Raw genomic sequence first — 20,417 nt, forward strand, 5'->3', positions numbered from 1 at the left:
GGCGTCATCAAAACTTGCTCCCGATGGTCGGCTTGATCTCGAGGGCGAGACCTTCCTGGATGACGACGACCACGTCCTTCGCGGCGCCGACCTCGACAACGGGCCCGGCCTGGCGCGCGAGATCGAGGTAGAATTCGGTGAGCTTGTCGGATGACTTGGCGAAGCCGCCGGCGACGCCCGCTTTCGCGGCATCTGCGGGATCGAGGCTGCGCACCGATCCGAGTGCTGACGTTGACACGTCGCCCACGCTGCTCTCCACTGTCTGTGCAATGCCGGCGATCGTCCCGGCGATGAAGCTGCGCGCGAGCGTCGCGCCGGCCCGGGTCACCACCTTGCCAGACAGGCCCTTCTTGCCGTCGGCATCGACGAAGAAGCCTTTGATCGGCTGGTCGACGACCGCGCGCTCCTCGAAATCGATGCACGAAATCGAGACGAGCTGCACCTCGACCCGCTCCTTGGCGAGGCTGCCGGTCGCGTTCCCGATCACGAAGCAGCCGGCCAAATTGGCTTTGACGTCATTTGGGAGCACGGCGGGCGCCTGCACACGCGCGATGATCGGCTCGGGATTGCTGGTCGCATCCTTGCTCGCCAGCGCGTCGATCCCGGTCAGCAGCCGCGCCTTCATGAAACCAGGTGGCAAATAGATCGTGCGCAGCTTTTTTTTTGAGCCTTCAGCTCCGGGTGCCGCCGCCGGCGCGCTGGTGGCCGCACCGATCGCGCCGACTTGGCGCTCGACTGGTGGGGCAGGCGGCGCTTCCGGGGCCACGGGCGGCATGGGCGGCGGATTGGCGCCTGCCGATGCGTCGGGCGGGGCTGGCGGATAATCTGGCACGTCACCCGGCAGAGCAGGGGGAAGATCCTCTCCCGAAGGGCTCGGCGTGCCTGGTTGGGCCAAGGGCGCGACCTTGCCTTCCTCGATCGCCGTGACGCGGTCGCCGAGCAGGTTCTGGCCGTCGAGGATCTTCTGCAGGTCGCCGCGCAGTTTGACCTCGAGACTGTCGCCGCGAAGCCCGGCGCCCATGTCGAGCTTGGTCGCCTCAGGCGGTGGCGTTGCGTCGTCGTTATTGCCTGAGCTTGCGGTGTAGAGGCCCACCCCGACGACGCCGATCACCGCAGCGACGCTGAACTGCTTGGCGCGCAGCTTCTGGTCAGAGGTCAGCCGCTGCCATTGCGAGCGCAGGTCGAGCAGTGCCGGCCGCTCGGCAACGGTCTCATGATCGACCTCGGACCGGGACGAGCCGCGCATCGCGCGAGGCGGCTCATTCGAAGGCGTTTCCAGGTTTTCCGTCACGACGCATTGCTCCGGCGGATGACGATCAGCCGAGCGGCGTCGCCAGCCGAAAGGGTCAGGCGGTCGAGGGTGACCGCGAAGATGTCGGCGCCAAGCGCTCCGTCGAGAAAGTTGCGCTCGTCGAGCGTGACGGCGACGGGGCTGGTCACGAGATATTCGCTTGCCGACAGTCCAGCGCCTTCGATCGCCAGACGCCGCCGTTCGCGGATCACCGTGCCGGGGAGGTCAGCGACGGTCAGCGCTGACTGGTTCGGCGCCACCTCGCTGAACGAGCCGGGTACCCGGTCCTGCAGCAGCGACAGCGCGATCGACACGGCGCGTTCCTCCTCGACCAACGGGCCGAGCAGCGCCTCGTTGACCCGCCCGCGCTGGGTCGTGCCGGGCACGAGCGTCACGGTCTGCGCAGCGATGTCCGCAGGCTCGGCATAGAGCGGGTAGATGGCGCCGTTGCAGGCGACGTAGAATTCCGCCGGCACGGTGACGAAGCTGCGCGTCTTGAGTCCGGCCTCGTCGATCTCCTTGACCAGGAACTTGATCCACGCGTCCGAGCCGCCACGCTCGACCGCGATGCCTTTTTCGGCCGAGAATTTCACGTCCTCGATCTCGCCTCCGACGCAGACGATGTGATTGACGTCCCGGTTGGACAATCGGATGCGGCTCGTCTGGTCGGGCAGCGCCGCGATCGACTGCGCCAGCACGGGGGAGGCGGCGCACAGCGCGGCCAGGCTCGAGGCAAGCCTCGAGCGCTTACCGAGGATCGGCATTGAAATTCTCCTCTTGGAGGGCGGTCAGCCAGAAACGGCCATTGTCGATCACGTACCGGACGCGCAGCATGCCCTGGAACTTGCGGATCACGCCGCCGATCACGCGCACCTTCTCGACCGGGACGACGATTTCGGTGGTCGTGTAGGTGACCGGCTTGTCGGTCCGGACATAGCTCGCGATCGACAGGGTCGGGTTGCGCGCAAGCTCGTCGAGCAACCCATTCAGGCTGTCGCGTAAATTGTTATAGGATGTCGGGTGGACGAGGCTCAGCAGCTCCTGGAACTGCTGGTCGGCGGAATAAGCGGAATAGGTGCCCGACAGGCTGACGATGTTGCGCGTGATCGTGCGCAGATAGGCTTCGGATGGCTTGTTGCCGGTGACGTAAAGGTCGCCGCCAGCGCCGAACGGGACGATGACCGTCCGCTGGTTGAGGTTCGACGTATAGAGCAGCATGCCGAGCACCGCGGTGATGCCGAACGTGCCGGCAATCGCGAACTTGAGCAGCCGGTTCTCCTCGAACAGGTTCGCCGAGCCGAGCAGATAGCGATGCAGGTGCCAGCTTGGCCGCGTGTCGCCGATCATGTCGGCCGGAGCCTTGCGCTGAAATGGGTGCGCCATCGGAGCTACTCGTAGAAGCGGGTCTGGGTCGGACCCGGATAATGACGGAAGCGAAGCAGGCCCCAGCGCCAGGCCGCGTGCGGGATGAATCCGCGCGGCTTGGTGCGCTTCCAGGGAATGAAGAGGAGAAGAGCGCCGATGAGCGCCCAACCGACCAGCCCGCCGACGATTACGGCGACGAAGATGGTCGACATCACGACGATGAACTCCTGGCTGTCGAACCAGAGGATCTGGACCGGCCGGTGCAGGAATTGTGGAAGACGTTCATCCAACGCCCTTCTCCTTGCTTCGTCACGCGCAAGCGTGAGTTCCAAGAGGCGACCATCGCCCCCAGCTCGTGAGCAGCCGCGTGAGCCGCAGCCACATGCCCTCAGATGATCATGCCGAAGGTCTGCAGGATCGAGTCCGCCTTGATCAGGCAGACCGCAGCCACGATCGTCGGGATGCCGATCATGATGTTCGAGAACAGCCGCGAGACGCCGAACAGGAAGGCGGCGACACCGCCGACAAAGCCGAGCGGGCCCTTGACGCCCTGGTTCACGACGATGTTGTAGATGTCGTAGCCAAGATCGCCGACCTGGGGCTGGGCGAAGGCATGCGCCGCGCCCGCGCCGACGCCCAACGCAAGCATGAGCAGCAGCAAATTGTCGGCGGTACGAAGCCCGCGATGATGGATCAGTTTCAGCATTGATGGTCTCCTGGCGATGAGAGCCGTCCGCATATGCCTGCCGGTTCGACATGAGATCGCTGCCGGCCGGCGGCGCGCTGGACGGCCCCCAAGAGGGGCACGCTCGCCGGCATCCCGGTGCTCCTCCCGCCGCAGCGGCATGACGCCGCGCAGGCTGAGACGAGACCCGCCAATTGAGGTTTTAGTGGCGCTCCGGCCGCGGCTTTGCGATCAGCCGGGTGGCTCGGCGACGCGCTGGCTGGCCTCGAGAAACGCCTCGATCTCGGCCTGCTGAAACCCGGAGATCATCTTGCCGTCGAGAAACAGGGTCGGGGTGCCGGAGATGCCAAGCTTGCGCACGGCCTCGCCCTGCGCCGCGACCTTGCGGGCGCCCTCGGGGCATTTGAGCGGGGTCTTGGGTGCCGTGCCGGCATAGATCGCCTTGAACGCCGCCGCCGGATCGGGCGAGCACAGGATATGCTCCGCCTTCGCCGCCGCCTGCGCGTGGATCCCGCTCACAAAAAAGATCAGCCGGCGGACCTGCTTGCCTTCGGCGGCCTTGGCCGACCAATATCGGTCTAGCGCCTGGCAATAGGGGCAGTCGGGATCGGTGAACTCGATCACTTGACGAGCGCCAGGCGGACCGATCGCCAGAGCCTGGCTGGTATCGATCGCGCCGAACCGCTTTCGCGCGCTCGCATCCTGCGCCAGCGCGGTCACATTGACTCCGTTCCGGTCATAGACCGCGGCGAAGAGAAGATGACCGCTCTCGGGCGCGAAATAGATCATTCTCCCGCCGGCATTGGCTTGATATAGCGGACCCTTCACAGGCGCCGGTCCGAAGTCCTCGAACTGCAGGTTCGTGAAGGTCTGGCGTAGGGCTTGTTGCGCTTCGGCTGCCGCGGCAGCGAACGATTCCGTATCGGCGGCAGGTGCCCCTTGAGCGTTGGCCAGGTTTGGTCCGAGCAGCGCAACGGCGATGGCGACCTCAACGACGCGCAGCATCTTCCGCCTCCGTGTCGGTGTTGCCGGCGGTCACGAAGATCGAGCGGTCCAGCTTGAGCGAGCTTCCGATCGCTACTGCCTGTCGTTCGACCTGCGCCGCGACCCGCGTGGGGACTTGCCGACGTGGCTCGATCGTGAAGCCCTGATCGGTCGATGCGACCGCCAGCGGCGTGCGGGCCGCACAGGGATAGCCTTCCGCGTCCGGACGATAGGTCTGCGCCTGGGACGGGGAGGGGAGAATGAGAATAGTCGGTAGAAGGGCAGGCGAAGCTATGCACCATGACCGGATCGGCATGACGTGTCTCCTCATCGCGCCGCTACGGCGCGCTGATCGAATGGAAGCTCGAGTTGGGCGATCCGTGAGTTCGCGCCCTCTCGATGCACGGCAATGCATGGTCGGTGCGGAACGGCCGCACAATGAGCAGGGCAGTGACCGGCCGAAGCGGTCGCCCAACCACTTGCAATGGCGCAGCCGGGCGCAAAAAGTCGCGGGTGTCGAACAAGCGCTGCTCAGTCGCGTGAGCGGCAATGACGTGCCGCTCGCGCGATTGGGCGGCTCGCCGCGGCGGCACGCGAGCAGTGCCGGGCGTGATCGGTAGGAGACGGACGGCTATGGCGCGCCAGTCACGCACGTTCAAATTGAGGCTATCGCCTTCGGGCATGGATCTGCTGATCGAGGCGCATTGTCACCTGATCTGCAGTACGCGGTCACTGCTCGCTTGGGGCACAACGCTTCAGGTGGCCGTCGAGAATCTGGATCTGGTGCCAGCTGCGGCGGTTGCCCAGCGATTGAAAGAACTGGCGACGGCTGGGCTGAGCGGTCGCGAAGAGCATCACCTGGGCGCGCCGCGCGGGGTGAACGAAACAGCCGCTCGCATCGCGGGGCGTGTCCAGCAACTCACTGGCGGCGATGCGCCCACCATCTTGAGCATCTACATCGCAGCACTTTACCAGGTGCGTCAGGCGGAGCCACTTCTTCTGCGCGACCTCCATGCTCGCGTGAGAGGCGTAAGGTAGGCGCAATGTCATCGTGCCTGCACGCGTACAAGCACGCGCCTATATCAGGCGAAGGAGAAGTGTAATGGTCGCCACTGTCCGCCGCCAGCAACCGCCAATCACGATTCGCTCATCAAAAGCGGTCGAACTGTTGCGCTTGCTCTCGACCTCGGGACGCAGCCAAGCGGAAATAATCGAAGAAGCGCTTGAACATATGGCCGACCGACGACGGTCCCTGGCGGCGGCGCTGCGGCCGTCCGAGCCGGTCCACTTTGATTGGGAGCCGCCTCGCGCCAGCATGTCGAGCCGGGACGAGGCGATCCTCGAGGAATGATTTTACTCGATACCAATGTCGTCTCCGAAAGCCGCAAGCTCGGGAGCGGCCGGGCAGATGCGGGTTTCGTGGCATGGCTGGAAGCGGTCGCCCCGGACACGACGTACCTTTCTGCCATGACCATTTTCGAGCTGGAACATGGAGTGCTCAGGATGGAGCGTCGGGATCCTGTGCAAGGTCCCATGCTCCGCCGTTGGCTGATAAATACGGTGTATCCGACATTTGAAGGGCGGGTGCTTGCGATGTCAGCGGAAATTGCGACGCGTTGCGCGCAGCTTCATGCCCCCGACCCGAAAAGTGAGCGGGATGCATGGATTGCAGCCACTGCACTGGTGCACGGCATGACGCTGGCAACACAGAATGTTTCGGACTTCACGGCGACGGGCGTCCCGATCGTCGATCCGTGGCAAGCTGGCGTCGCCGACAACTGATTCCGCTGTTTGGCTTGGGTTGTCGCGCAAAAAATGCGCCTGCGTTCGCGGGCGTAGTCTCGACATAGACATGCGAGCAACGCTGAACCCGCAATCCCCCACTCCAACTCGCAGAGCGCGTCGACCAAAGAGCGTGATCCATTGCGGTACTTCGGTGGCGGAGCGCTCGTGTGCAGTAAAATCGCTACCCAGGTTGGACCTTCCGCGCAGTCGTAATGCGGCAGCTCTGGAAAAATCTGCGGCAATTCCGTTTGACGCAGGTGTGATGCCCACCATAGCTGGGTGCAGGACGGGCCTTGGCAGGGCGTACTCCACTGAGGAGGCGCGAAGATGTCGTTTAGTCGCGAAGCTTATGATGACGAAGCTCCACTCGATTTCGTGAAGGAACGATCGGGCCGGCGCATTGAAGAGGCGCGCAAGCGCGAAGGGATTACCCAGCGCGAACTCGCCAAGGCGCTCGGCATCGGCGTGCGCTGGCTCCGCGAAATCGAGTCGGGCAACCCTAAGGTGCGGCTCGATGATCATCTGCGCTGCGCCTATCAGCTCGATATCTCGACCGGCCACATCCTGATCCCGCTCATGTTTGCCAGCCAGAAGATGGCGTTCCCGCGGCAGCTTGCGGCCGGCGATCTGCGGGAGTTCGAACGGCTCTGCGTCGAAATCATCGCCAAGCGCCAGCTCGAACAACTGACCGCGGCGCTGACGCCGAAATGGCGGACGCCCTTCGCAGCGTCCGGATGACATGTCGTTCGAGGGCAGCACGCAGGAACGCGTCTACCGCGCGCTCAAGGAAGAATATCTCGATGGGATGTTCCATGCCGGCATGCGCCTGGACCTGCATGCAGTGGCTGATCGGCATCGCGCGAGCACCACGCCGGTGCGGGAGGCCATCCAGCGCATGGTGGGCGAGCAACTCCTCGAAGCCCATCCCGACGGCGGTATCCGCGTCATCTGCCCAGAACTCGACACGCTGGCTGGCCTCTATATCTGGAACGCTCAGCACCTGCTCGGAACATTGCGTTTTGTCGACACGGCCATGCTGCGTGCATCACTGCGCTTCTTTCGGGATCGAATGCCTGGTTCAGCCCCCGGCGACCATGCAGCGTTCACCGCAATCCTGTTCCGCGCGATCGGTGAAGCGACCGGCAATGCGGAGTTCCCCGGTCAGATCCAGCGTATGAGCGAGCGGCTTCATTATTCACGACTCGCCGAGGCCCGCCTGTTCGACGACTCTGACAGGGAGCTTCGTACCTTCCTGCGAAATGGCAATATCGACGTACGGACGAACCTTCGAAGGCGCATCATTGCATATCATCGGCGTCGAATTGACCATGTCGGAACGATATTCAAAGAGCTCAAGCGCCGGTAAGCTGCGTGATGACATAGTGAAGCAGTAATTTACGCCCGGCCGCCGCGTATACTCGGCAGAATTTGCGCGGAATATTCAGCGGGAGCAGCCTTCCGCAGGCTTACACTTGCGATTGCCGACATTCCGTCAGGCAATGCAAGGAGAAGTACCATGCAGAAGGAAGTGTTCGAGCTGGGCATCGCCAGCGAAGAAACGAAGGGCATCCCGGTTGTCGGTGAGCCGGACGAGTTCGGCCTGCAGAAGCTCGAAGCCGGCCTTTCCGACGACTGATCGAGCGGGCGCACGGTGCTAGCCGTGCGCCTCTTTTCCGGAGCGCCCGCTCATGCATCTCACCAGTCCAGATGGTGTCCATTTCTGCTTGCTGGGCGAGCGCTCCATCTTCCTCGACGTCGAGCGTGACCGCTATTTCGCCGCTTCGCCTGAGACGACGCAGGCGCTGGTTCGGGCGATCAACGGAACATCTTTGCTGGGATCCGACGAGGCCAGGCTCCAGCCGCTGCTCAACCAAGGCTTGCTGTGCCTCAGCCAAGATCCTTCACGCCCGCTGGGCGAGACCATCGCCGCCAAGGCGACGCGCGACCTTAGCAAAAAAGGAGTCCCTTCACTGGACCTCATTTGCCTCGCAACGATGCTGCAACTTCGCGCGCAACATCAACTGCGCCGCGGCGGGTTGGCTACGATCATTGCCGCGCGAATGCACACCTGTCCGGGCACCCGGAGTCGAGCGATCGAAGATGTTGCCGCGGCCCATCGAGCCGCTGATCTGATAATCTCCCCGCATCAGCGCTGCCTGATGAAGTCCGTCGGACTGTTCGACCTGCTAATTCGAAGCGGCCACCGCCCAACTTTCATCATGGGTGTCCGCGACTATCCGTTCACGGCGCATGCCTGGGTCCAGCTTGGCGACATGGTGATCGGCGACAAGCAGGAGCGGGTCGCGCACTATCGGCCAATTCTGGCCGTCTAATGACGCTTCGCTTCCTCGCCGTCATCGAGCGCCGCAATGGCAGAGGCATCTCTGTCGGACCCACTCGGTTGGCGGCACTCGGCCTGAAGCCTGTGCCAACGCCCGCGCAATTGACGCTCTGGACTAACGATACAGCTTCGGTGATGAACACCGCATCCGGCCGAGCTTTCGTGCTTGGCCGGTTGTTCACTCGATCGGATCAACCCGAACGGGTTAGGGCGCTGGATCGAACTTTCGAGCAGCATGATGGTCTGCCGACGCTGCTTACAGACCGGTATTGGGGACAATATGTCACCATATCGCGATGCGCGCTGGGATCGGTGCAGGTCTATCGAGATCCCAGCGGCGCGATCCCATGCTATGTTCGCGAGACCGCTGACGAAATCTTCCTGTTCTCGGACCTCGATCTGGCCATCGCGGCGGGCGTCGTCGTTCCGACGATCAATTGGGATGCGATGGCTGCATGCCTGCTGCGACCCGCGCTTCGATGCACAAAGACGGTGGTCCGCGATGTGTACGAGATCCCTCAAGGCTGGGTTCTTGGTGTCGGCGGCGCGAAATATGCGGCGTTGAGGCAGCATTGGTCACCCTGGAAATACGTGCGACCGACTGGTCTGCATCGATCCGATCTTCGCGATGCGCTCCAAGCTGCCGTGGTCGGTACCGTTCGTGCGCTCGCCAGTGAATTTTCGCGAATCCAGCTTTGCCTTTCCGGCGGCGTCGATTCCTCGATCGTCGCGGCGGCGCTGGCTGGCACGAACACAGTCTGCTTCAATCTGGTTTCACCAGGGCCGGAAGGGGACGAACTCGGTTTCGCCAGGATCGTCGCCGATCACGTCGAGCTGGAACTGGTCGACAGGTCCTACAGGCTGGACGACATCGCGATCACCCGCTCAAGCGCGCTTCATTTACCACGACCGGTTGGCTCTCCGGGGCGCCAGGCTTTTGACGAGGCCAACCGCCGCCTCGCAAACGAAATCTCGGCCGAAGCGGTCTTCTCCGGAAATGGCGGCGACAATGTATTCTGTTTCACGCAGTCCGCCACGCCGATCGCTGACCGGTTGAAGTCAAGGGGACAGCGGATAGGCGCATGGCGTACCGTCGCGGACATTTGCGAACTGACGGGATGCAGCGTGTGGGAGGCCGTGTCGCGGGCGCTCCGCAAAATACCCAAGAGCGCTGCCCGTTATCATTGGGCGAGCGATCTGCGCTTTGTTCATCCCGAGCTGGCGGCTGCGCAAGGGTCTGCGGAGGCGCACCATAGCTGGCTTGCTGCACCTGCCGGCGCTTTGCCGGGGCGGGCCGCTCACATTGCAGCGCTGCTGCGCCCGCAGAATTTCAGCGAAGGCTTTCCTCGCGCCGAGCCGATCGAGTTGATCACGCCGATGCTGGCGCAACCGATCGTTGAACTGTGCTTGGCGATCCAGACCTGGCAGTGGGTTGAGGGCGGCCGAGACCGGGCGGCCGCCCGAGATGCCTTCGCCAACATGCTTCCCGAGGCGATATGCGACCGACGTACGAAAGGAGGACCGGGCGCCTTCTACCGGCAGATCGTCGATCGCTACCGAACGGCGATCAAGGAGCAGCTGTTGGACGGCGAGTTGAGCGCTCGCAAGCTCATCGATCGCTCAGCAATCGAAGCCTTCTTCCAGCGCCCGGTCGACGAGCAAGGGGATGCCTATGTGCGCATCCTGACGCTGAGCGATGCGGAATCCTGGGCCCGCAATTGCCTCAGCTAGGTTCGGCTTTGCCCGCTCGGTCACGCAGCTCGCGCCACCGTTCCAAATCTTCAGGCCGCGCATACAGGCCGGCATCGCCCTTAAGCCAGAAGCTGAACCACGCAATGTAGCGATTGTACATGGCAAGGCGGTGCGCCGGCTGCCATTTCATATGATGCTCATCGGGGAAGACGATGAGATCCATGATGCCGCCCGCCTCTCGCAGCGACGTAAACGTCTCCAGCGCAGCGAGATACTCGTCATCTGATGCCTGGACCAGCAGCGGCGTCCGAAATCGTTCCGCGTTTCTCGCGATCGAGAATGTGTTCCAGAACGCCGGAGCGTCATCGATATATCGGGGGTAGAGATACGTCCGCAGATTATCCCAACCGTTCTGACCGAGCAGCGGCGCGTGGGTCTTTGGTTCGGTACAGCACCCGCTCAGTGCGGCTGCAGCAAAGAGGCGACTGTTGAGCATGGCGTATTTGGCCGACACGGCGCCATCGCTGAGGCCAGTGATGCCCACTCGCTTGGGGTCGATCAGACCGCGGCGATCGAGCAGTTCGATGCCCGATGCGAACGCCGACATGACGCTCTTTCGATCGGCCCAGTCACCGTAATCGAGCTTCGCCCGCTCGACATGGTTCTTTGTCGGCTGCATCAGCGAGAGCTGTGTCGGCCGCTCGAAGCTGAGTACGGCAAAACCCTGCGCGGCCAAGGCAAAGATTGGATATTCATCGCCTGTTCCCCCACGCAGGAACTCGCGCGTGCGATACTGAACGATGATGAGCGGGACGCGCTCGCCTGGTTTGCGCGATAGTGGCAGGACCAGATCCGCATAAACCGGCACGTTTCGGTTGTTGCGCCACTCAAGGCGTTCGACAGGTCCAAGCCGCAGGTGCCGAAACTCGGGATTGGGATCGAAGATCTCGCTGATCGAGCCAGTGGCCGAGTCAAGGCTTACAATCCGACGTGGGCGGGAGGACTGCTCAAGCGTGCAGATGATCCGCTGCCTTGCCCATCGGCATCCCAGGAAGCGATCGCGCGTGGTCAGCAGATGCCGCGGCAATCCTTTCCCCGGGTGCCAGATGTAGAGCGCATCCTGGCTGTTGGCCCAGCCAGTCCGGCGCAGGAAGAGCAAGTTCTTGCCATCTTCGCTCAACGACAGGCCGTTAAAGCGCCCCTCACAACTGTCGGCCGTGCATCCGATCATTTCGCCGGATTTGAAGCGGATGTTCAGTGCGCCATCGACATATGAGCGACTGCGGTCGCGCGGGGACGACCAGGCGGCGCCACTGGCACTCGTTGAGAGCCAGTATGCCCCGTCGGGCCGCTCCTGCTTTTCAGTGATCGAACGCTGCTCAACAGGGGTTGCTGGCCTGAGTCTACCGTCCAAACTGATCGTTTCGATCAGCGTGTCGGTTGGCTCGCGATGTGAAGGCTTGTTCCGTGCAATGGGCGACCAGCGCTTGTCATAGACGAAGCCAGTCAGGCCTTCCGAATCGAGCTCGCGAAGGGCTTCGATACGCTTCGGGCGTGCTTGAAACGTCACCGCCTGCCCACCCTCGACCCAGTCGAACGCCTCCACATCAACGGGCGCGTTCGTCAATTGGCGGCTGCCTGATCCGTCCGATGCGGCAATCCAGACCTGAACATGATCGGACACCCGTTTGAGGAACGCAACATGACGACCATCGGGCGACCATGTCGGTTCGATGAGCAACGGGTCACCGGCAGTGTAATAGGCGATTGGCCCCCTCTGGAAGCGATACCGGATATAGTCGCCGCCGCGATCGATCACGCGCGGCGTGGACGGCTTGGCGAGATCAATCACGATGAGCGCATGGCAGTAGCTGTTGGTCGTCGGCTCGGCACGGCGCAACTGGACGGCGAGCTTGGTGCCATCGGGCGATATCCCGATCGCGCTCCCGTTCCCCATCATGTCGGCTGTCGTGCCGATATCGCGCAATCGCACAAGGTCCAGGGGCACGATGTCACGGCGTGACATGGCGACCTGCTCAGGCGGTACGATATCCTCGCACTTGGCGACAGCCGGCGTCGCGGCGATCAAAGTGCCGAGAAGAACGGCGCTGAGGCTTGTGCGCAGGCAAGTTTGCGCTTCCATCACCATGTCTTGCGCACCGTCAGGCTGAAGAAGCGGCCGACCGGCGAGTAGTTGGTCGAGTCATAAGTCGGATCGATCGCCAGCGACTGGCGGATGAGATCAGGCGGCGAGTTCAGCAAATTCGACGCGGCAAGCGCCAGTTCGAGCTGATGGAACGGCGACCGTTCGGCATTGACGCGATAGGTGATCGTGGCATCGAGCGTCGTGAAGGATCCGACATCGGCGAACGGGGTGATCCGGCGATCTTGCGTCCCGCCGACATAGTTGAGGTAAGAGGTGACGGTGAGACCGCCATCCTGCCAGCTCATGCCGCCGCGGGCGCGCCAGTGCGGAGCTCGAAAGATCGTTCCCGCGAGCTGAACCGTGGGCTGGCCTGCCACCAGTATCTGCTCGCTTTCGATATAGCTGCCGCTGCCGAGCAGCGTGAGCGTGCTGGTCGATCCGATACCGAACATATAGCGGAGGCTCAGATCGACGCCCTTGATCGCCTGCCGCGAGGAGTTGCGCTGACGGCCATCGACAATTGCCACAACCCGCGAAGCGTCGAATGGCACGCCGGCCTGGTTCGACAGTCCCGCCGGGGCATCGGCTAACGTCGCCGCGACCTGCTCGGCTGTCGGTGTCCGTGTGATCAGATGGGCGTAGTTCGGATCGGCGAACAGACCGAGCGACGAGCTGATCGGCGCGACGATCCGGTCCTTGTAATCGACATCGAAATAGCTGGCTTCGATCACGGCGCCCGGCAGAAAAGCTGGGCGCCATGCAAGCGTGAAGTTCAGGTTCTGGGCGCGCTCCGGCTGGAGACCCTCCGGATTGCCGCCCGTGACGTGCAGCACGGTGGATCCGGATGGGAAGGTCGATGTGCCATATGCCGTGGCCAGCCGCAGCGCCACGAACTTGTACTGGAACTCCTGGAACAGGGTGGGCGACTTGAACGACCGGCCCCAGCTGGCCTTCAGGTCGATGTCACGCACGGGTGAATAAAGGATGCCAACCTTGGGGGTCGCGACTCCACCGAAGCCATCATAATGTTCGTAGCGGATCGCGCCGCTGAGCGTCAGCCGGTGAATGAAACTCATCGCATTGTCAGGTTCGATGAGCGGCGTGCGAAGTTCGGCAAAGCCATAGCGGCTGTCGCGCGAGCGGATGAAATCGGCCGATACGCGCTGCGTGCCCGCAACGATCGAACGCGTGAACAAGTCGAGCGTATTGGAGCGGAAGCCACCGCCTAGCGCGATCTTGAGTGGGCCGCCCGGCAGCGACAGGAGCGTTCCCGTGAACCCGGCTTCGCCGGCCTTGAGGATGTTGTTATAGTCGACGAGCGCCGTCTGGATCAGGTTCCCGGCAGAATAGACGCCTGTCCGCACCGCCGTGCGGCTCTCGCCATAGGTGCCCTCGACATAGCCTTCCCAGCCGGGGGCGATCTCGAATGCCAATGACGGCGACACCGAGAAGCTGGTAATCTTCGGCTGAGCAAGGGCGCCGTTCGTCAAATAGCTGGCCGTGGTCGACGAGGCCAGCTGGAGGCGGGAGTCGCGATGCATGTAGGTGGCATCGATTTCGAAGCGGGCGGCATTCCCGAGTTGCTGATAGCCGCTCAGGATCGCGGTATATTGCTTCAGGCTTGGGACCAGCGTCGCGGTCGGGTGGAGCACGCGTGTGAATTTGCGATCACCGGCCAGAATCGATGTTGAGCGGCTGAAGTCGCCGCTCACGAGAAAGCCTCCGGACTGCCAGTCGGTGCCGGTCGCCAGCGAATATTGCTGTTGCTCGTTGCCGCCATCGGTCGACAGGCCAAGGCGAGCAGAGGCCTGCACGCCATCGAAGCTGCGCTTCAGGATGATGTTTGCGACGCCGGCGACTGCGTCCGAGCCATAAATCGCCGACGCGCCATCGGTCACGATTTCGATCCGGTCGAGTGCCGCGAGCGGTATGGCCGAGATATCGACGCCTTGGGACACCGCATCATAGGGCAAGCGATGGCCGTTGAGCAGCGTCAGCGTTGCATCCTGGCCGAGCCCGCGCAGGTTCAGGGTGGAGGACGAGGTCGTGTTCTGGTTGGTGCCGCCCTGATTGCCGCCGCCGGCAACCGTGGGGTTTTGTCCGCCCGAGAAGTTCTGTGGAATCGATCTGATCAGGTCGCCCAGGTTGGAAAAGCCTGCATCGGCGATCTCGCGCTGTTTGAGGATGATCGTAGGGGACATCAGTGTGGGGCCGCCGATCCGTGATCCCGTCACGACGATCCCGTCCGTGTCCGCCGGACGCTCGGCTGCTTCGTCCGGCGCTTCCGATCGCCCCCGGATCGTAATCCCGCGTTCGTCGAACGTGGCGATCAGACCAGATCCGCGAAGCAGCCGCCGAACCGCGTCCTCCGCCGTGTAAGTGCCGCTCAGCGCCGGGACTTCTTTGCCGGCCACTGCATCGGCCGAGAACAGGATCTCCTTGCCGGACTGGCGCGCGACCTTTTGCAGCGCGCTGCCCAAATCCCCTGCCTCGATGACATATGACTGGCGCGGTCCGCCTTGCGCGCCCGCCACGGTGGCAGTTAGGATGAGTGCGTAGGCAGCACTTGCGAGAAGCCGCCGCTGTAAGGTCGTGTCCATTTGAGGTCCCCCGTCAACACGCTTCCAAATTGAGCGCTGTCGGAAAGGACGCAGGCAGACGCGAACTACGGGGTTGGCGATCAAAAAAAACTAGCGAGTGCCGGGCTGCCGCCAGGCCTGCACTTGGGAGACAATCAGCGTGTGTCGTGGTGCGAGCGTTTCATCAGCTCCCTTTGCGTCGGAGACGGGTAGCGGATCGCGAGCTGCAGGCTTTCGGCGATGCGCCTTGCCTTGCCCTGCAGCGCCTGGGCCACGGGCGGCGCCAGCAAGTCGTTCGTGGTCTCCGCCCAAATAGCGAGCCAACGGTCGAACATCTCTGGCGTGAGCCGCGATGCATGCGCCATATGCTTGGCGACGGGATCACCCTTGTAGCGGCCGCTCGACAGCATGACGGACGACCAGAAATCGGCGATCCGCGCCAGATGCTCGGGCCAGTCATGTACTGCTTCGATGAACACCGGCCCGATCAGCGCATCTTGGCGCACCTTGGCGTAGAACGCGTCGAGAAGCGGCCGCAGCGCGGCCTCGATGGCATCGCTATCAGGCATTGGAAGTCTTCAGACATTTGATCGCGTTCATCTCATCGCGCAGGATTCTGCCCGTCCCAGCGATCGAAATGGGGTAGAAGCTCCTGAGGCAGTTCGTCTCGGAAGCCGCTATCGAGTGCATAATGCGTCATCGTCTGCCAGACCGCATTAAGCAAGGCCATGCCTTGTCTCTCGTCCCTAGGCTTCTTTTGGGGATTTCGCTCGGGGCTAATGGCTAAAAATCAACATTTACCCTGCAAAGCGCGGCTTTCGAGCGAATGCGGGGTAAATCAAAGATTGTACGGGCCTTGCGACTTATCGACGCGACGCCAGGACGATCCGCGAAGGATCGCTGCGATCGATCTCGAGATCAAAGATCGTGGCGGCTCGCGTGGCCAGCACGATGCTGTCCTTAGGATCGAACCGTCCCGAGACCTTGAGGTTACCCAGCTCAGGATCGGCGAGCCAGATCGGAATGCGGGCCAAACGGTTCGCTTCGGCGACCAGATCGCCCAGTCGAGCAGCTTCGAATTCCCGAACGCCAGCATGATACTGGACTCTCGGCGCTGAAAACGCCGCGCCTCGCGAATCGACCGGCGAGGTGCCGCTGGAAACGCCCGCTGACAGCATATCGATCACGAGTGATTGGCCGGGCCGCAATCGCTCGACTACCGGCTTCGCACTGCGGATCGGGCGTTCGACGTCGATCAGGCCCTGGAGCAGGCGAACCGTCACCCGCTGCTGAGCGCCGATGCTCACGTCGAACACCGTGCCCCTGGCAGTTACCAGCGTGCCTCGCGCGTCAACGACGAAGGGCCGGACCTCGTGCGCGACCTGAAACAGTGCCTGTCCCTGGTCGAGCGTGAGTTCGCGCATGACGCCGAAGCGGGCACGCAACCGGCTTGCCGGGCCCAGCGTCACCACCGAGCCGTCAGCCAATCGCTCGATCCTGCTCTCGCCAGCGGCGGTCTGTAAATAGACCGCGGTTCCAGCTGACACCCGCTCAGCCACCTCAGGTGCCTGTTCAATGCCGATCAGCGCCGGGCCGCCGGCAAACCATGCGGTGAGCATTGCGAGCACCCCGACACTGGCGACCAGCACACCCCGCCTGAAGAACGAGGGCTGCCGCCCCTCCGCCTCGACCCCGTAGTTGAGGACTGGCGAGAACCGTTCGATCTCGAGAAACTTGCCCATGCTGAAAATCTCGGCTGCGCGGTTATAGGCGCTGCGATGCGGCGCCCCGTGTGCGAGCCACGCCTCGAAGGCGGGCCGGTGCGCCTCGGCATCGGGGCCGCGCATGCGAGCGAACCAAACTGCCGCTTCCTCGGTGAGCGAGCCGCGCCCCGGCCCGTCGGATCGTGCCTGATCAGTCATGGGCGGCCCAGTGCCTCGCCGATTTTCAGGATCGCCTGTGCAACATGCCATTCAGCGGTTCGTGTGCTGATCTCGAGATCAGCGGCGATATCCTTCATGCTCTGGCCCTCGACTCGATGCAGAAGGAAGACCTGTCGCGTGCGCGGCGGCAAGCTCTCCACGGCGCTACGATATTCTGCCTGCAACTGCGCTAGCTCGATCCCGTCGCATTGTTCAGCCCGCACATGCAGTTGGTTGCCATCCAGTTCGACAAGCTGCGGACGAACCGCGGCCCTGCGTTTGCGGTCGATGAGCAGATTGCGAATGATGCGCTTGAGATACGCCTCGGGATTTTGCAACGCGCTGAGCGAACCGCGGCGAGCGAGGCGGGCAAAGGCGTCCTGTACAAGGTCCTCGCCTTCGCCCCCACGCAGCCGCGTGCGCAGATAGCGGACGAGTTGAGGCGCCCGCTCACGATAGATCGCGGCGAGGCGGCGGTCATCCTCAGACGAAACGCCCAGGGCCGGCCCGACGGGATCGAGCATGGCCTCAGGCGCCGGCCGAGTTGCGAGGCACGTCGATACGTTCGACATGCGTGCGCGAAAAACACACGAGCACAGCATCCAAGGGATGCCGACAGGAGAGCCGATGCTTGCGGCGAACCTTCGCGGTTCAGCGCTCGTGATGCCTGGCGGAGATAATCCATGAAGCGGCCGCCGGCAGTTTCCGCTTCGTGCGTCAAGACTGCCTCAAGGAACTGCGCAGGGCAAGTCCGGCAGCCTCAGCGTGATCCGAACTGGATCAACAATGATCGAAGTTCCGCGCAACAAGCGTCGAGCAATGCGACGCCTTGTCCCGACAGGCACACTAGAATTCGACGGCCGTCATCCGGATCCGCCGATCGTTCGAGCATGCCGCGCGCGACCATCCGGTTGATTGTATTGAGCGCTGTACGGGGCGGCGCCGAACACGCCCCGCACAGGCTGGTCAATGAAATCGGCTGCCGGTCCGTCTGCATGTAGAGGTCGAACAGCATGTCGACTGCCGGGGCTGAAAACAGGTCCTGGCCAATGCGTCCGCCGATCGTCTGGTGCAACCGCAAGGTGAGCTTGGCGATCGCACGAAGCCCGTCCAGCCGCGCTGCGGTCTGCGCCTCATTTGCGCGGTGGAGCTGCGAAACCATGCTGCCCACCGTCAAACGGACCGGTATAATATTGCTCGATCAACGCTTCCTGCTCCGGTCGCAAGGCGTCCACTGCGCCTTTGGGAGTGACATCTTCGGAGAGCAGGTCAGAGGCACAGCGCCCCTCAAAGGTACCGAGATTTGGCCGGTGGGAGCGATAACCCGCCAGCTTCGCCAGCTCGCGAGGAAAGGTTCGTGCGATTTCGGGCGGATAAGCAAGCCAGGGCAGCTCGTAGGGTTTGAGCCAGCCAAGGCTGTAGCTCACGATCATGCCGCGCCGCGACTCCGTAGTGCGGTTGGCGCCACCCGCATGCAAGGTCGAGCCGAGAAATAGCAGCGCGCTGCCCGGAGCCATCTCGGCGACGATTGCCTCGTTCGAATCGAGTACGATCTCATCCTGCCGCAGGTGGCTGCCAGGCCAGAGGATCGTGGCGCCATTCTCGGCCGTATAGGGCGTAAACGGCCACATTACATTGACGAGATATTCGAGGCCGGGCTGGCGGACTGGCCACATGTCTTGATCGCGGTGCGGCGGCTGCTCGCGACCGCCAGGCATGATCTCGATCGCCTGAGTGAGGTTGAGTTGAATTACCTCGCATCCAGACAGCAGGATCTCCTCGGCGATCGACAGGATCAGGGGGTCTCGCACGAAGCTGTCCATCTCCGCCGAGCGGCCAAGGAGCCCGTGGAAACGCTTGGTCCATGGGCCGTAAAAGGGGCCAGAGGCGGCAGGCGTCGTCTCGAACGCGCCGGCCAGATCGCCGGCCAGGGTGTCGACCGCGCTGGTATCGACCGCATCCGGGATGATGCAATAGCCGTCGCGCCGTAGCGCGGCGGACCACGAAGCGACTGCTTCTGGCGAGAAGCGCTGCTGCTGTACCGTCATCGCGCCCGCCTCACGCAGCGAGCGACGCGGCAGCGCCGTTGCGGAGGCCGCTTGCGATATAGGTGCCAGCCTGCCGGAGGACATCGACCGTGCGGGGTTCGATATCGATCCGCAGCGCGCCAGTTGTCACCCCGTTGACGAGACGCGGCATCCCGAGCAACTCGCAATCCCAACCCATCGCCAGGATCTGCGAAAGCCAGCCTGAATCGGCGACACAAGTGAAAGCGGAGATGTGGTTGTCGAGCGCATAATCCACCGCCGCGCTGATCAAACGATTGCGCAAGCGCAGCCGCTCCGCGGCGCGCAGCCGTGGTGACAGGCAACCCCGCGTGATCTCGAGAATGTCAGGCCCCGTTGGAACTGGCGCATCGCACAATTCCGCGAACAGCGCGCCCAGCAGGTGTGGCCGGTCGGTCGGCAGCAGCCGGAATGACCCAAGGTGCGCAGCTTTGTCGTCGGTGCTTACAAGATAGATCGCGTCGCTGGTGTCAAACTGGTCGCGTTCGAACTCGCCTCGCACGACCGGCACATTCCATTTCAGCAGATCGACGAACACGTGTTTGCGCGCCCGGTGCATGTTGTCGAGAATGGGAGAGGCACCCAGCGCGCGGCTCCCTTTGATAATCTGGATCATGTTTAGCTCCCGCCATGTGGCGGCAGCTCAGTTCTAGGAGAGTGAGCAAAGCGGACACCCTCTGATCGGAGGGTTGCTCACCGGCGAAGCACTTCACTGAACGATATCTGGCCATCGAACAGCGCCCGGACGACCAAGTACGGGCGCTGGGCATGGCCATAGGCGCGGCGGGCATTTTCGACGTGCTCATGCGCGGTGGCCTGCGAGATGCCGAGCAGCTGAGCGATCTCGGGATCCGCCTTTCCGCGCGCAACGAGGACGATCGCGTCGCGCTGTCGATCGGTGAGAAGCGGGACATCGCCGCTCGGTTCTGCGGTCCGCCGCTCCGCCCGCAGGATGCGTCGCCCCGCTTCGAATGCGTAGCTGCTGGTCATGCTGGCCAAGGGCAATGCGCGACGCCCGAGATCGTCGAGCGAAGTGGTGCCAAATGAGCAAGTGCCGCGATATTCGCCGGGGACGTGAACTGGGACGGTGAAGCCCTCGCCAAGGCCGTGCCGGCTTGCTGCTTGAAGAATGTCGTGGTCACGGCGGGTCAGGTCGATGAGCGAGCTGACTTCCGACCACAGAAAGCCAGTAGCGGTCCGCGTGCTGGCCCGATGGATCGGATCACTGGCATAGAAGCGTTCCGCCAGCGAGTGTTCGATCCAGTCTGAGGGATAGTTGCTGAGACGCAGCGCGTCCTCGGGTGAGCCGCGAAGATCGACATGGTGCCCCATCGCATACCATTTGAAGCCTAGGTCGTGCGTGGCGGCTTCGAGACGCTCTTGAAGCTGGCCACTGTCCTGGATGGAGAGAAACCGATTGATGTCTTCGTAAAACTTGCTGTGCATTGGACGGCCTCGTCGGTCGGGGGCAAACTACCTCCTCTCCAGTCCAGCCACGCATTCTAGCATATTCTGTGGCGGACTGAGAATGATAATCATTCAAATCGGGTCGTTTCGAAGC

The 20,417-nt window shown here is 63.0% G+C and carries 24 protein-coding genes; 7 read left to right on the top strand and 17 right to left on the bottom strand.

Annotated features, from left to right (window positions below; translation table 11 throughout):
• Window positions 1-7: 7 nt before the first annotated feature.
• From BFL28_RS05130 to BFL28_RS21060, 8 genes are all read right to left on the bottom strand, one after another.
• Window positions 8-1,246 carry a TraB/VirB10 family protein gene (locus BFL28_RS05130; protein WP_069319571.1) on the bottom strand — a complete coding sequence of 413 codons (1,239 nt, stop codon included), beginning with the start codon at window positions 1,244-1,246 and terminating at the stop codon, window positions 8-10.
• Between the two features lie 41 nt (window positions 1,247-1,287).
• Window positions 1,288-2,055: a type-F conjugative transfer system secretin TraK gene (locus BFL28_RS05135; protein ID WP_069319537.1), complete on the bottom strand. Its 768-nt coding sequence runs from the start codon at window positions 2,053-2,055 to the stop codon at window positions 1,288-1,290.
• A complete protein-coding gene (locus BFL28_RS05140; RefSeq protein WP_079246949.1) occupies window positions 2,039-2,638 on the bottom strand; it encodes a TraE/TraK family type IV conjugative transfer system protein in 600 nt (199 codons plus the stop codon). Before BFL28_RS05140 ends, BFL28_RS05135 begins: the two co-directional genes overlap by 17 nt.
• Window positions 2,639-2,679: 41 nt before the next feature.
• The gene (locus BFL28_RS05145) at window positions 2,680-2,946 is read right to left on the bottom strand and encodes a type IV conjugative transfer system protein TraL (RefSeq protein WP_069319539.1); all 267 of its coding nucleotides are present in this window, start codon (window positions 2,944-2,946) and stop codon (window positions 2,680-2,682) included.
• 98 nt (window positions 2,947-3,044) lie between these two features.
• On the bottom strand, window positions 3,045-3,362 hold the full coding sequence (locus BFL28_RS05150) for a hypothetical protein (RefSeq protein WP_069319540.1): 318 nt from the start codon (window positions 3,360-3,362) through the stop codon (window positions 3,045-3,047).
• Between the two features lie 210 nt (window positions 3,363-3,572).
• Window positions 3,573-4,346 carry a DsbC family protein gene (locus BFL28_RS05155; protein WP_069319541.1) on the bottom strand — a complete coding sequence of 258 codons (774 nt, stop codon included), beginning with the start codon at window positions 4,344-4,346 and terminating at the stop codon, window positions 3,573-3,575.
• Window positions 4,330-4,641, bottom strand: coding sequence for a hypothetical protein (locus BFL28_RS05160; RefSeq protein WP_069319542.1), 312 nt, complete (start codon window positions 4,639-4,641; stop codon window positions 4,330-4,332). Before BFL28_RS05160 ends, BFL28_RS05155 begins: the two co-directional genes overlap by 17 nt.
• Before the next feature lie 413 nt (window positions 4,642-5,054).
• Entirely contained in the window at window positions 5,055-5,339 is a 285-nt protein-coding gene (locus tag BFL28_RS21060) for a hypothetical protein (protein WP_069319544.1), read from the bottom strand.
• A gap of 88 nt (window positions 5,340-5,427) precedes the next feature.
• On the opposite strand from BFL28_RS21060, the gene BFL28_RS05175 reads away from it, so the two are divergent.
• The 7 genes from BFL28_RS05175 to BFL28_RS05200 all read left to right on the top strand — a co-directional run bounded on the left by BFL28_RS05175 (window position 5,428) and on the right by BFL28_RS05200 (window position 10,182).
• Window positions 5,428-5,676, top strand: coding sequence for a hypothetical protein (locus tag BFL28_RS05175; protein ID WP_069319545.1), 249 nt, complete (start codon window positions 5,428-5,430; stop codon window positions 5,674-5,676).
• Window positions 5,673-6,107 carry a type II toxin-antitoxin system VapC family toxin gene (locus BFL28_RS05180; RefSeq protein WP_069319546.1) on the top strand — a complete coding sequence of 145 codons (435 nt, stop codon included), beginning with the start codon at window positions 5,673-5,675 and terminating at the stop codon, window positions 6,105-6,107. The genes BFL28_RS05175 and BFL28_RS05180 overlap by 4 nt, the downstream gene beginning before the upstream one ends.
• A 330-nt stretch (window positions 6,108-6,437) precedes the next feature.
• Entirely contained in the window at window positions 6,438-6,848 is a 411-nt protein-coding gene (locus BFL28_RS05185) for a helix-turn-helix domain-containing protein (RefSeq protein ID WP_079246943.1), read from the top strand.
• A gap of 1 nt (window position 6,849) precedes the next feature.
• Entirely contained in the window at window positions 6,850-7,476 is a 627-nt protein-coding gene (locus BFL28_RS05190) for a GntR family transcriptional regulator (RefSeq protein WP_069319547.1), read from the top strand.
• A 150-nt stretch (window positions 7,477-7,626) separates the two neighbouring features.
• The gene (locus BFL28_RS20445; protein ID WP_119184548.1) at window positions 7,627-7,746 is read left to right on the top strand and encodes a benenodin family lasso peptide; all 120 of its coding nucleotides are present in this window, start codon (window positions 7,627-7,629) and stop codon (window positions 7,744-7,746) included.
• Between the two features lie 52 nt (window positions 7,747-7,798).
• The gene (locus tag BFL28_RS05195; protein ID WP_069319548.1) at window positions 7,799-8,443 is read left to right on the top strand and encodes a lasso peptide biosynthesis B2 protein; all 645 of its coding nucleotides are present in this window, start codon (window positions 7,799-7,801) and stop codon (window positions 8,441-8,443) included.
• Window positions 8,443-10,182 carry an asparagine synthase-related protein gene (locus BFL28_RS05200; protein ID WP_079246944.1) on the top strand — a complete coding sequence of 580 codons (1,740 nt, stop codon included), beginning with the start codon at window positions 8,443-8,445 and terminating at the stop codon, window positions 10,180-10,182. Before BFL28_RS05195 ends, BFL28_RS05200 begins: the two co-directional genes overlap by 1 nt.
• Here the strand turns inward: BFL28_RS05200 and BFL28_RS05205 are convergent.
• From BFL28_RS05205 to BFL28_RS05245, 9 genes are all read right to left on the bottom strand, one after another.
• Window positions 10,175-12,286, bottom strand: a complete 2,112-nt coding sequence (locus tag BFL28_RS05205; RefSeq protein ID WP_158011624.1) for an Atxe2 family lasso peptide isopeptidase — start codon at window positions 12,284-12,286, stop codon at window positions 10,175-10,177. The genes BFL28_RS05200 and BFL28_RS05205 overlap by 8 nt on opposite strands.
• On the bottom strand, window positions 12,286-14,889 hold the full coding sequence (locus tag BFL28_RS05210; protein WP_069319550.1) for a TonB-dependent receptor: 2,604 nt from the start codon (window positions 14,887-14,889) through the stop codon (window positions 12,286-12,288). Before BFL28_RS05210 ends, BFL28_RS05205 begins: the two co-directional genes overlap by 1 nt.
• Before the next feature lie 134 nt (window positions 14,890-15,023).
• Complete coding sequence (locus tag BFL28_RS05215; RefSeq protein ID WP_069319551.1) at window positions 15,024-15,437, bottom strand: group III truncated hemoglobin; 414 nt, start codon at window positions 15,435-15,437, stop codon at window positions 15,024-15,026.
• A gap of 294 nt (window positions 15,438-15,731) precedes the next feature.
• Complete coding sequence (locus BFL28_RS05220) at window positions 15,732-16,790, bottom strand: FecR family protein (RefSeq protein ID WP_069319552.1); 1,059 nt, start codon at window positions 16,788-16,790, stop codon at window positions 15,732-15,734.
• Window positions 16,787-17,314 (bottom strand): RNA polymerase sigma factor, encoded by a 528-nt coding sequence (locus BFL28_RS05225; protein ID WP_069319553.1) that lies wholly within the window; start codon window positions 17,312-17,314, stop codon window positions 16,787-16,789. The genes BFL28_RS05220 and BFL28_RS05225 overlap by 4 nt, the downstream gene beginning before the upstream one ends.
• Before the next feature lie 236 nt (window positions 17,315-17,550).
• Window positions 17,551-17,952: a MarR family winged helix-turn-helix transcriptional regulator gene (locus tag BFL28_RS05230; protein WP_069319554.1), complete on the bottom strand. Its 402-nt coding sequence runs from the start codon at window positions 17,950-17,952 to the stop codon at window positions 17,551-17,553.
• Window positions 17,924-18,838 carry a phytanoyl-CoA dioxygenase family protein gene (locus BFL28_RS05235; protein WP_069319555.1) on the bottom strand — a complete coding sequence of 305 codons (915 nt, stop codon included), beginning with the start codon at window positions 18,836-18,838 and terminating at the stop codon, window positions 17,924-17,926. Before BFL28_RS05235 ends, BFL28_RS05230 begins: the two co-directional genes overlap by 29 nt.
• A gap of 10 nt (window positions 18,839-18,848) precedes the next feature.
• Window positions 18,849-19,472, bottom strand: coding sequence for an acyl-homoserine-lactone synthase (locus BFL28_RS05240; RefSeq protein ID WP_069319556.1), 624 nt, complete (start codon window positions 19,470-19,472; stop codon window positions 18,849-18,851).
• Between the two features lie 77 nt (window positions 19,473-19,549).
• Window positions 19,550-20,302 (bottom strand): helix-turn-helix transcriptional regulator, encoded by a 753-nt coding sequence (locus BFL28_RS05245; RefSeq protein ID WP_069319557.1) that lies wholly within the window; start codon window positions 20,300-20,302, stop codon window positions 19,550-19,552.
• Between the last annotated feature and the right edge of the window lie 115 nt (window positions 20,303-20,417).

Origin of the sequence: Sphingomonas turrisvirgatae (assembly GCF_001721295.1) — a bacterium.
GTDB classification, from domain to species: domain Bacteria; phylum Pseudomonadota; class Alphaproteobacteria; order Sphingomonadales; family Sphingomonadaceae; genus Sphingomonas; species Sphingomonas turrisvirgatae.

What these genes read in the sequence shown, in the direction of transcription:
- BFL28_RS05245 (WP_069319557.1), bottom strand. Translation starts at nt 20,302, where the DNA reads ATGCACAGCAAGTTTTACGAAGACATCAATCGGTTTCTCTCCATCCAG.
- BFL28_RS05195 (WP_069319548.1), top strand. Translation starts at nt 7,799, where the DNA reads ATGCATCTCACCAGTCCAGATGGTGTCCATTTCTGCTTGCTGGGCGAG.
- BFL28_RS05135 (WP_069319537.1), bottom strand. Translation starts at nt 2,055, where the DNA reads ATGCCGATCCTCGGTAAGCGCTCGAGGCTTGCCTCGAGCCTGGCCGCG.
- BFL28_RS05200 (WP_079246944.1), top strand. Translation starts at nt 8,443, where the DNA reads ATGACGCTTCGCTTCCTCGCCGTCATCGAGCGCCGCAATGGCAGAGGC.
- BFL28_RS05150 (WP_069319540.1), bottom strand. Translation starts at nt 3,362, where the DNA reads ATGCTGAAACTGATCCATCATCGCGGGCTTCGTACCGCCGACAATTTG.
- BFL28_RS05130 (WP_069319571.1), bottom strand. Translation starts at nt 1,246, where the DNA reads ATGCGCGGCTCGTCCCGGTCCGAGGTCGATCATGAGACCGTTGCCGAG.
- BFL28_RS05140 (WP_079246949.1), bottom strand. Translation starts at nt 2,638, where the DNA reads ATGATCGGCGACACGCGGCCAAGCTGGCACCTGCATCGCTATCTGCTC.
- BFL28_RS05240 (WP_069319556.1), bottom strand. Translation starts at nt 19,472, where the DNA reads ATGATCCAGATTATCAAAGGGAGCCGCGCGCTGGGTGCCTCTCCCATT.
- BFL28_RS05190 (WP_069319547.1), top strand. Translation starts at nt 6,850, where the DNA reads ATGTCGTTCGAGGGCAGCACGCAGGAACGCGTCTACCGCGCGCTCAAG.
- BFL28_RS05160 (WP_069319542.1), bottom strand. Translation starts at nt 4,641, where the DNA reads ATGCCGATCCGGTCATGGTGCATAGCTTCGCCTGCCCTTCTACCGACT.
- BFL28_RS05185 (WP_079246943.1), top strand. Translation starts at nt 6,438, where the DNA reads ATGTCGTTTAGTCGCGAAGCTTATGATGACGAAGCTCCACTCGATTTC.
- BFL28_RS05235 (WP_069319555.1), bottom strand. Translation starts at nt 18,838, where the DNA reads ATGACGGTACAGCAGCAGCGCTTCTCGCCAGAAGCAGTCGCTTCGTGG.
- BFL28_RS21060 (WP_069319544.1), bottom strand. Translation starts at nt 5,339, where the DNA reads ATGGAGGTCGCGCAGAAGAAGTGGCTCCGCCTGACGCACCTGGTAAAG.
- BFL28_RS05175 (WP_069319545.1), top strand. Translation starts at nt 5,428, where the DNA reads ATGGTCGCCACTGTCCGCCGCCAGCAACCGCCAATCACGATTCGCTCA.
- BFL28_RS20445 (WP_119184548.1), top strand. Translation starts at nt 7,627, where the DNA reads ATGCAGAAGGAAGTGTTCGAGCTGGGCATCGCCAGCGAAGAAACGAAG.
- BFL28_RS05215 (WP_069319551.1), bottom strand. Translation starts at nt 15,437, where the DNA reads ATGCCTGATAGCGATGCCATCGAGGCCGCGCTGCGGCCGCTTCTCGAC.
- BFL28_RS05220 (WP_069319552.1), bottom strand. Translation starts at nt 16,790, where the DNA reads ATGACTGATCAGGCACGATCCGACGGGCCGGGGCGCGGCTCGCTCACC.
- BFL28_RS05205 (WP_158011624.1), bottom strand. Translation starts at nt 12,286, where the DNA reads ATGGAAGCGCAAACTTGCCTGCGCACAAGCCTCAGCGCCGTTCTTCTC.
- BFL28_RS05155 (WP_069319541.1), bottom strand. Translation starts at nt 4,346, where the DNA reads ATGCTGCGCGTCGTTGAGGTCGCCATCGCCGTTGCGCTGCTCGGACCA.
- BFL28_RS05230 (WP_069319554.1), bottom strand. Translation starts at nt 17,952, where the DNA reads ATGGTTTCGCAGCTCCACCGCGCAAATGAGGCGCAGACCGCAGCGCGG.
- BFL28_RS05210 (WP_069319550.1), bottom strand. Translation starts at nt 14,889, where the DNA reads ATGGACACGACCTTACAGCGGCGGCTTCTCGCAAGTGCTGCCTACGCA.
- BFL28_RS05180 (WP_069319546.1), top strand. Translation starts at nt 5,673, where the DNA reads ATGATTTTACTCGATACCAATGTCGTCTCCGAAAGCCGCAAGCTCGGG.
- BFL28_RS05225 (WP_069319553.1), bottom strand. Translation starts at nt 17,314, where the DNA reads ATGCTCGATCCCGTCGGGCCGGCCCTGGGCGTTTCGTCTGAGGATGAC.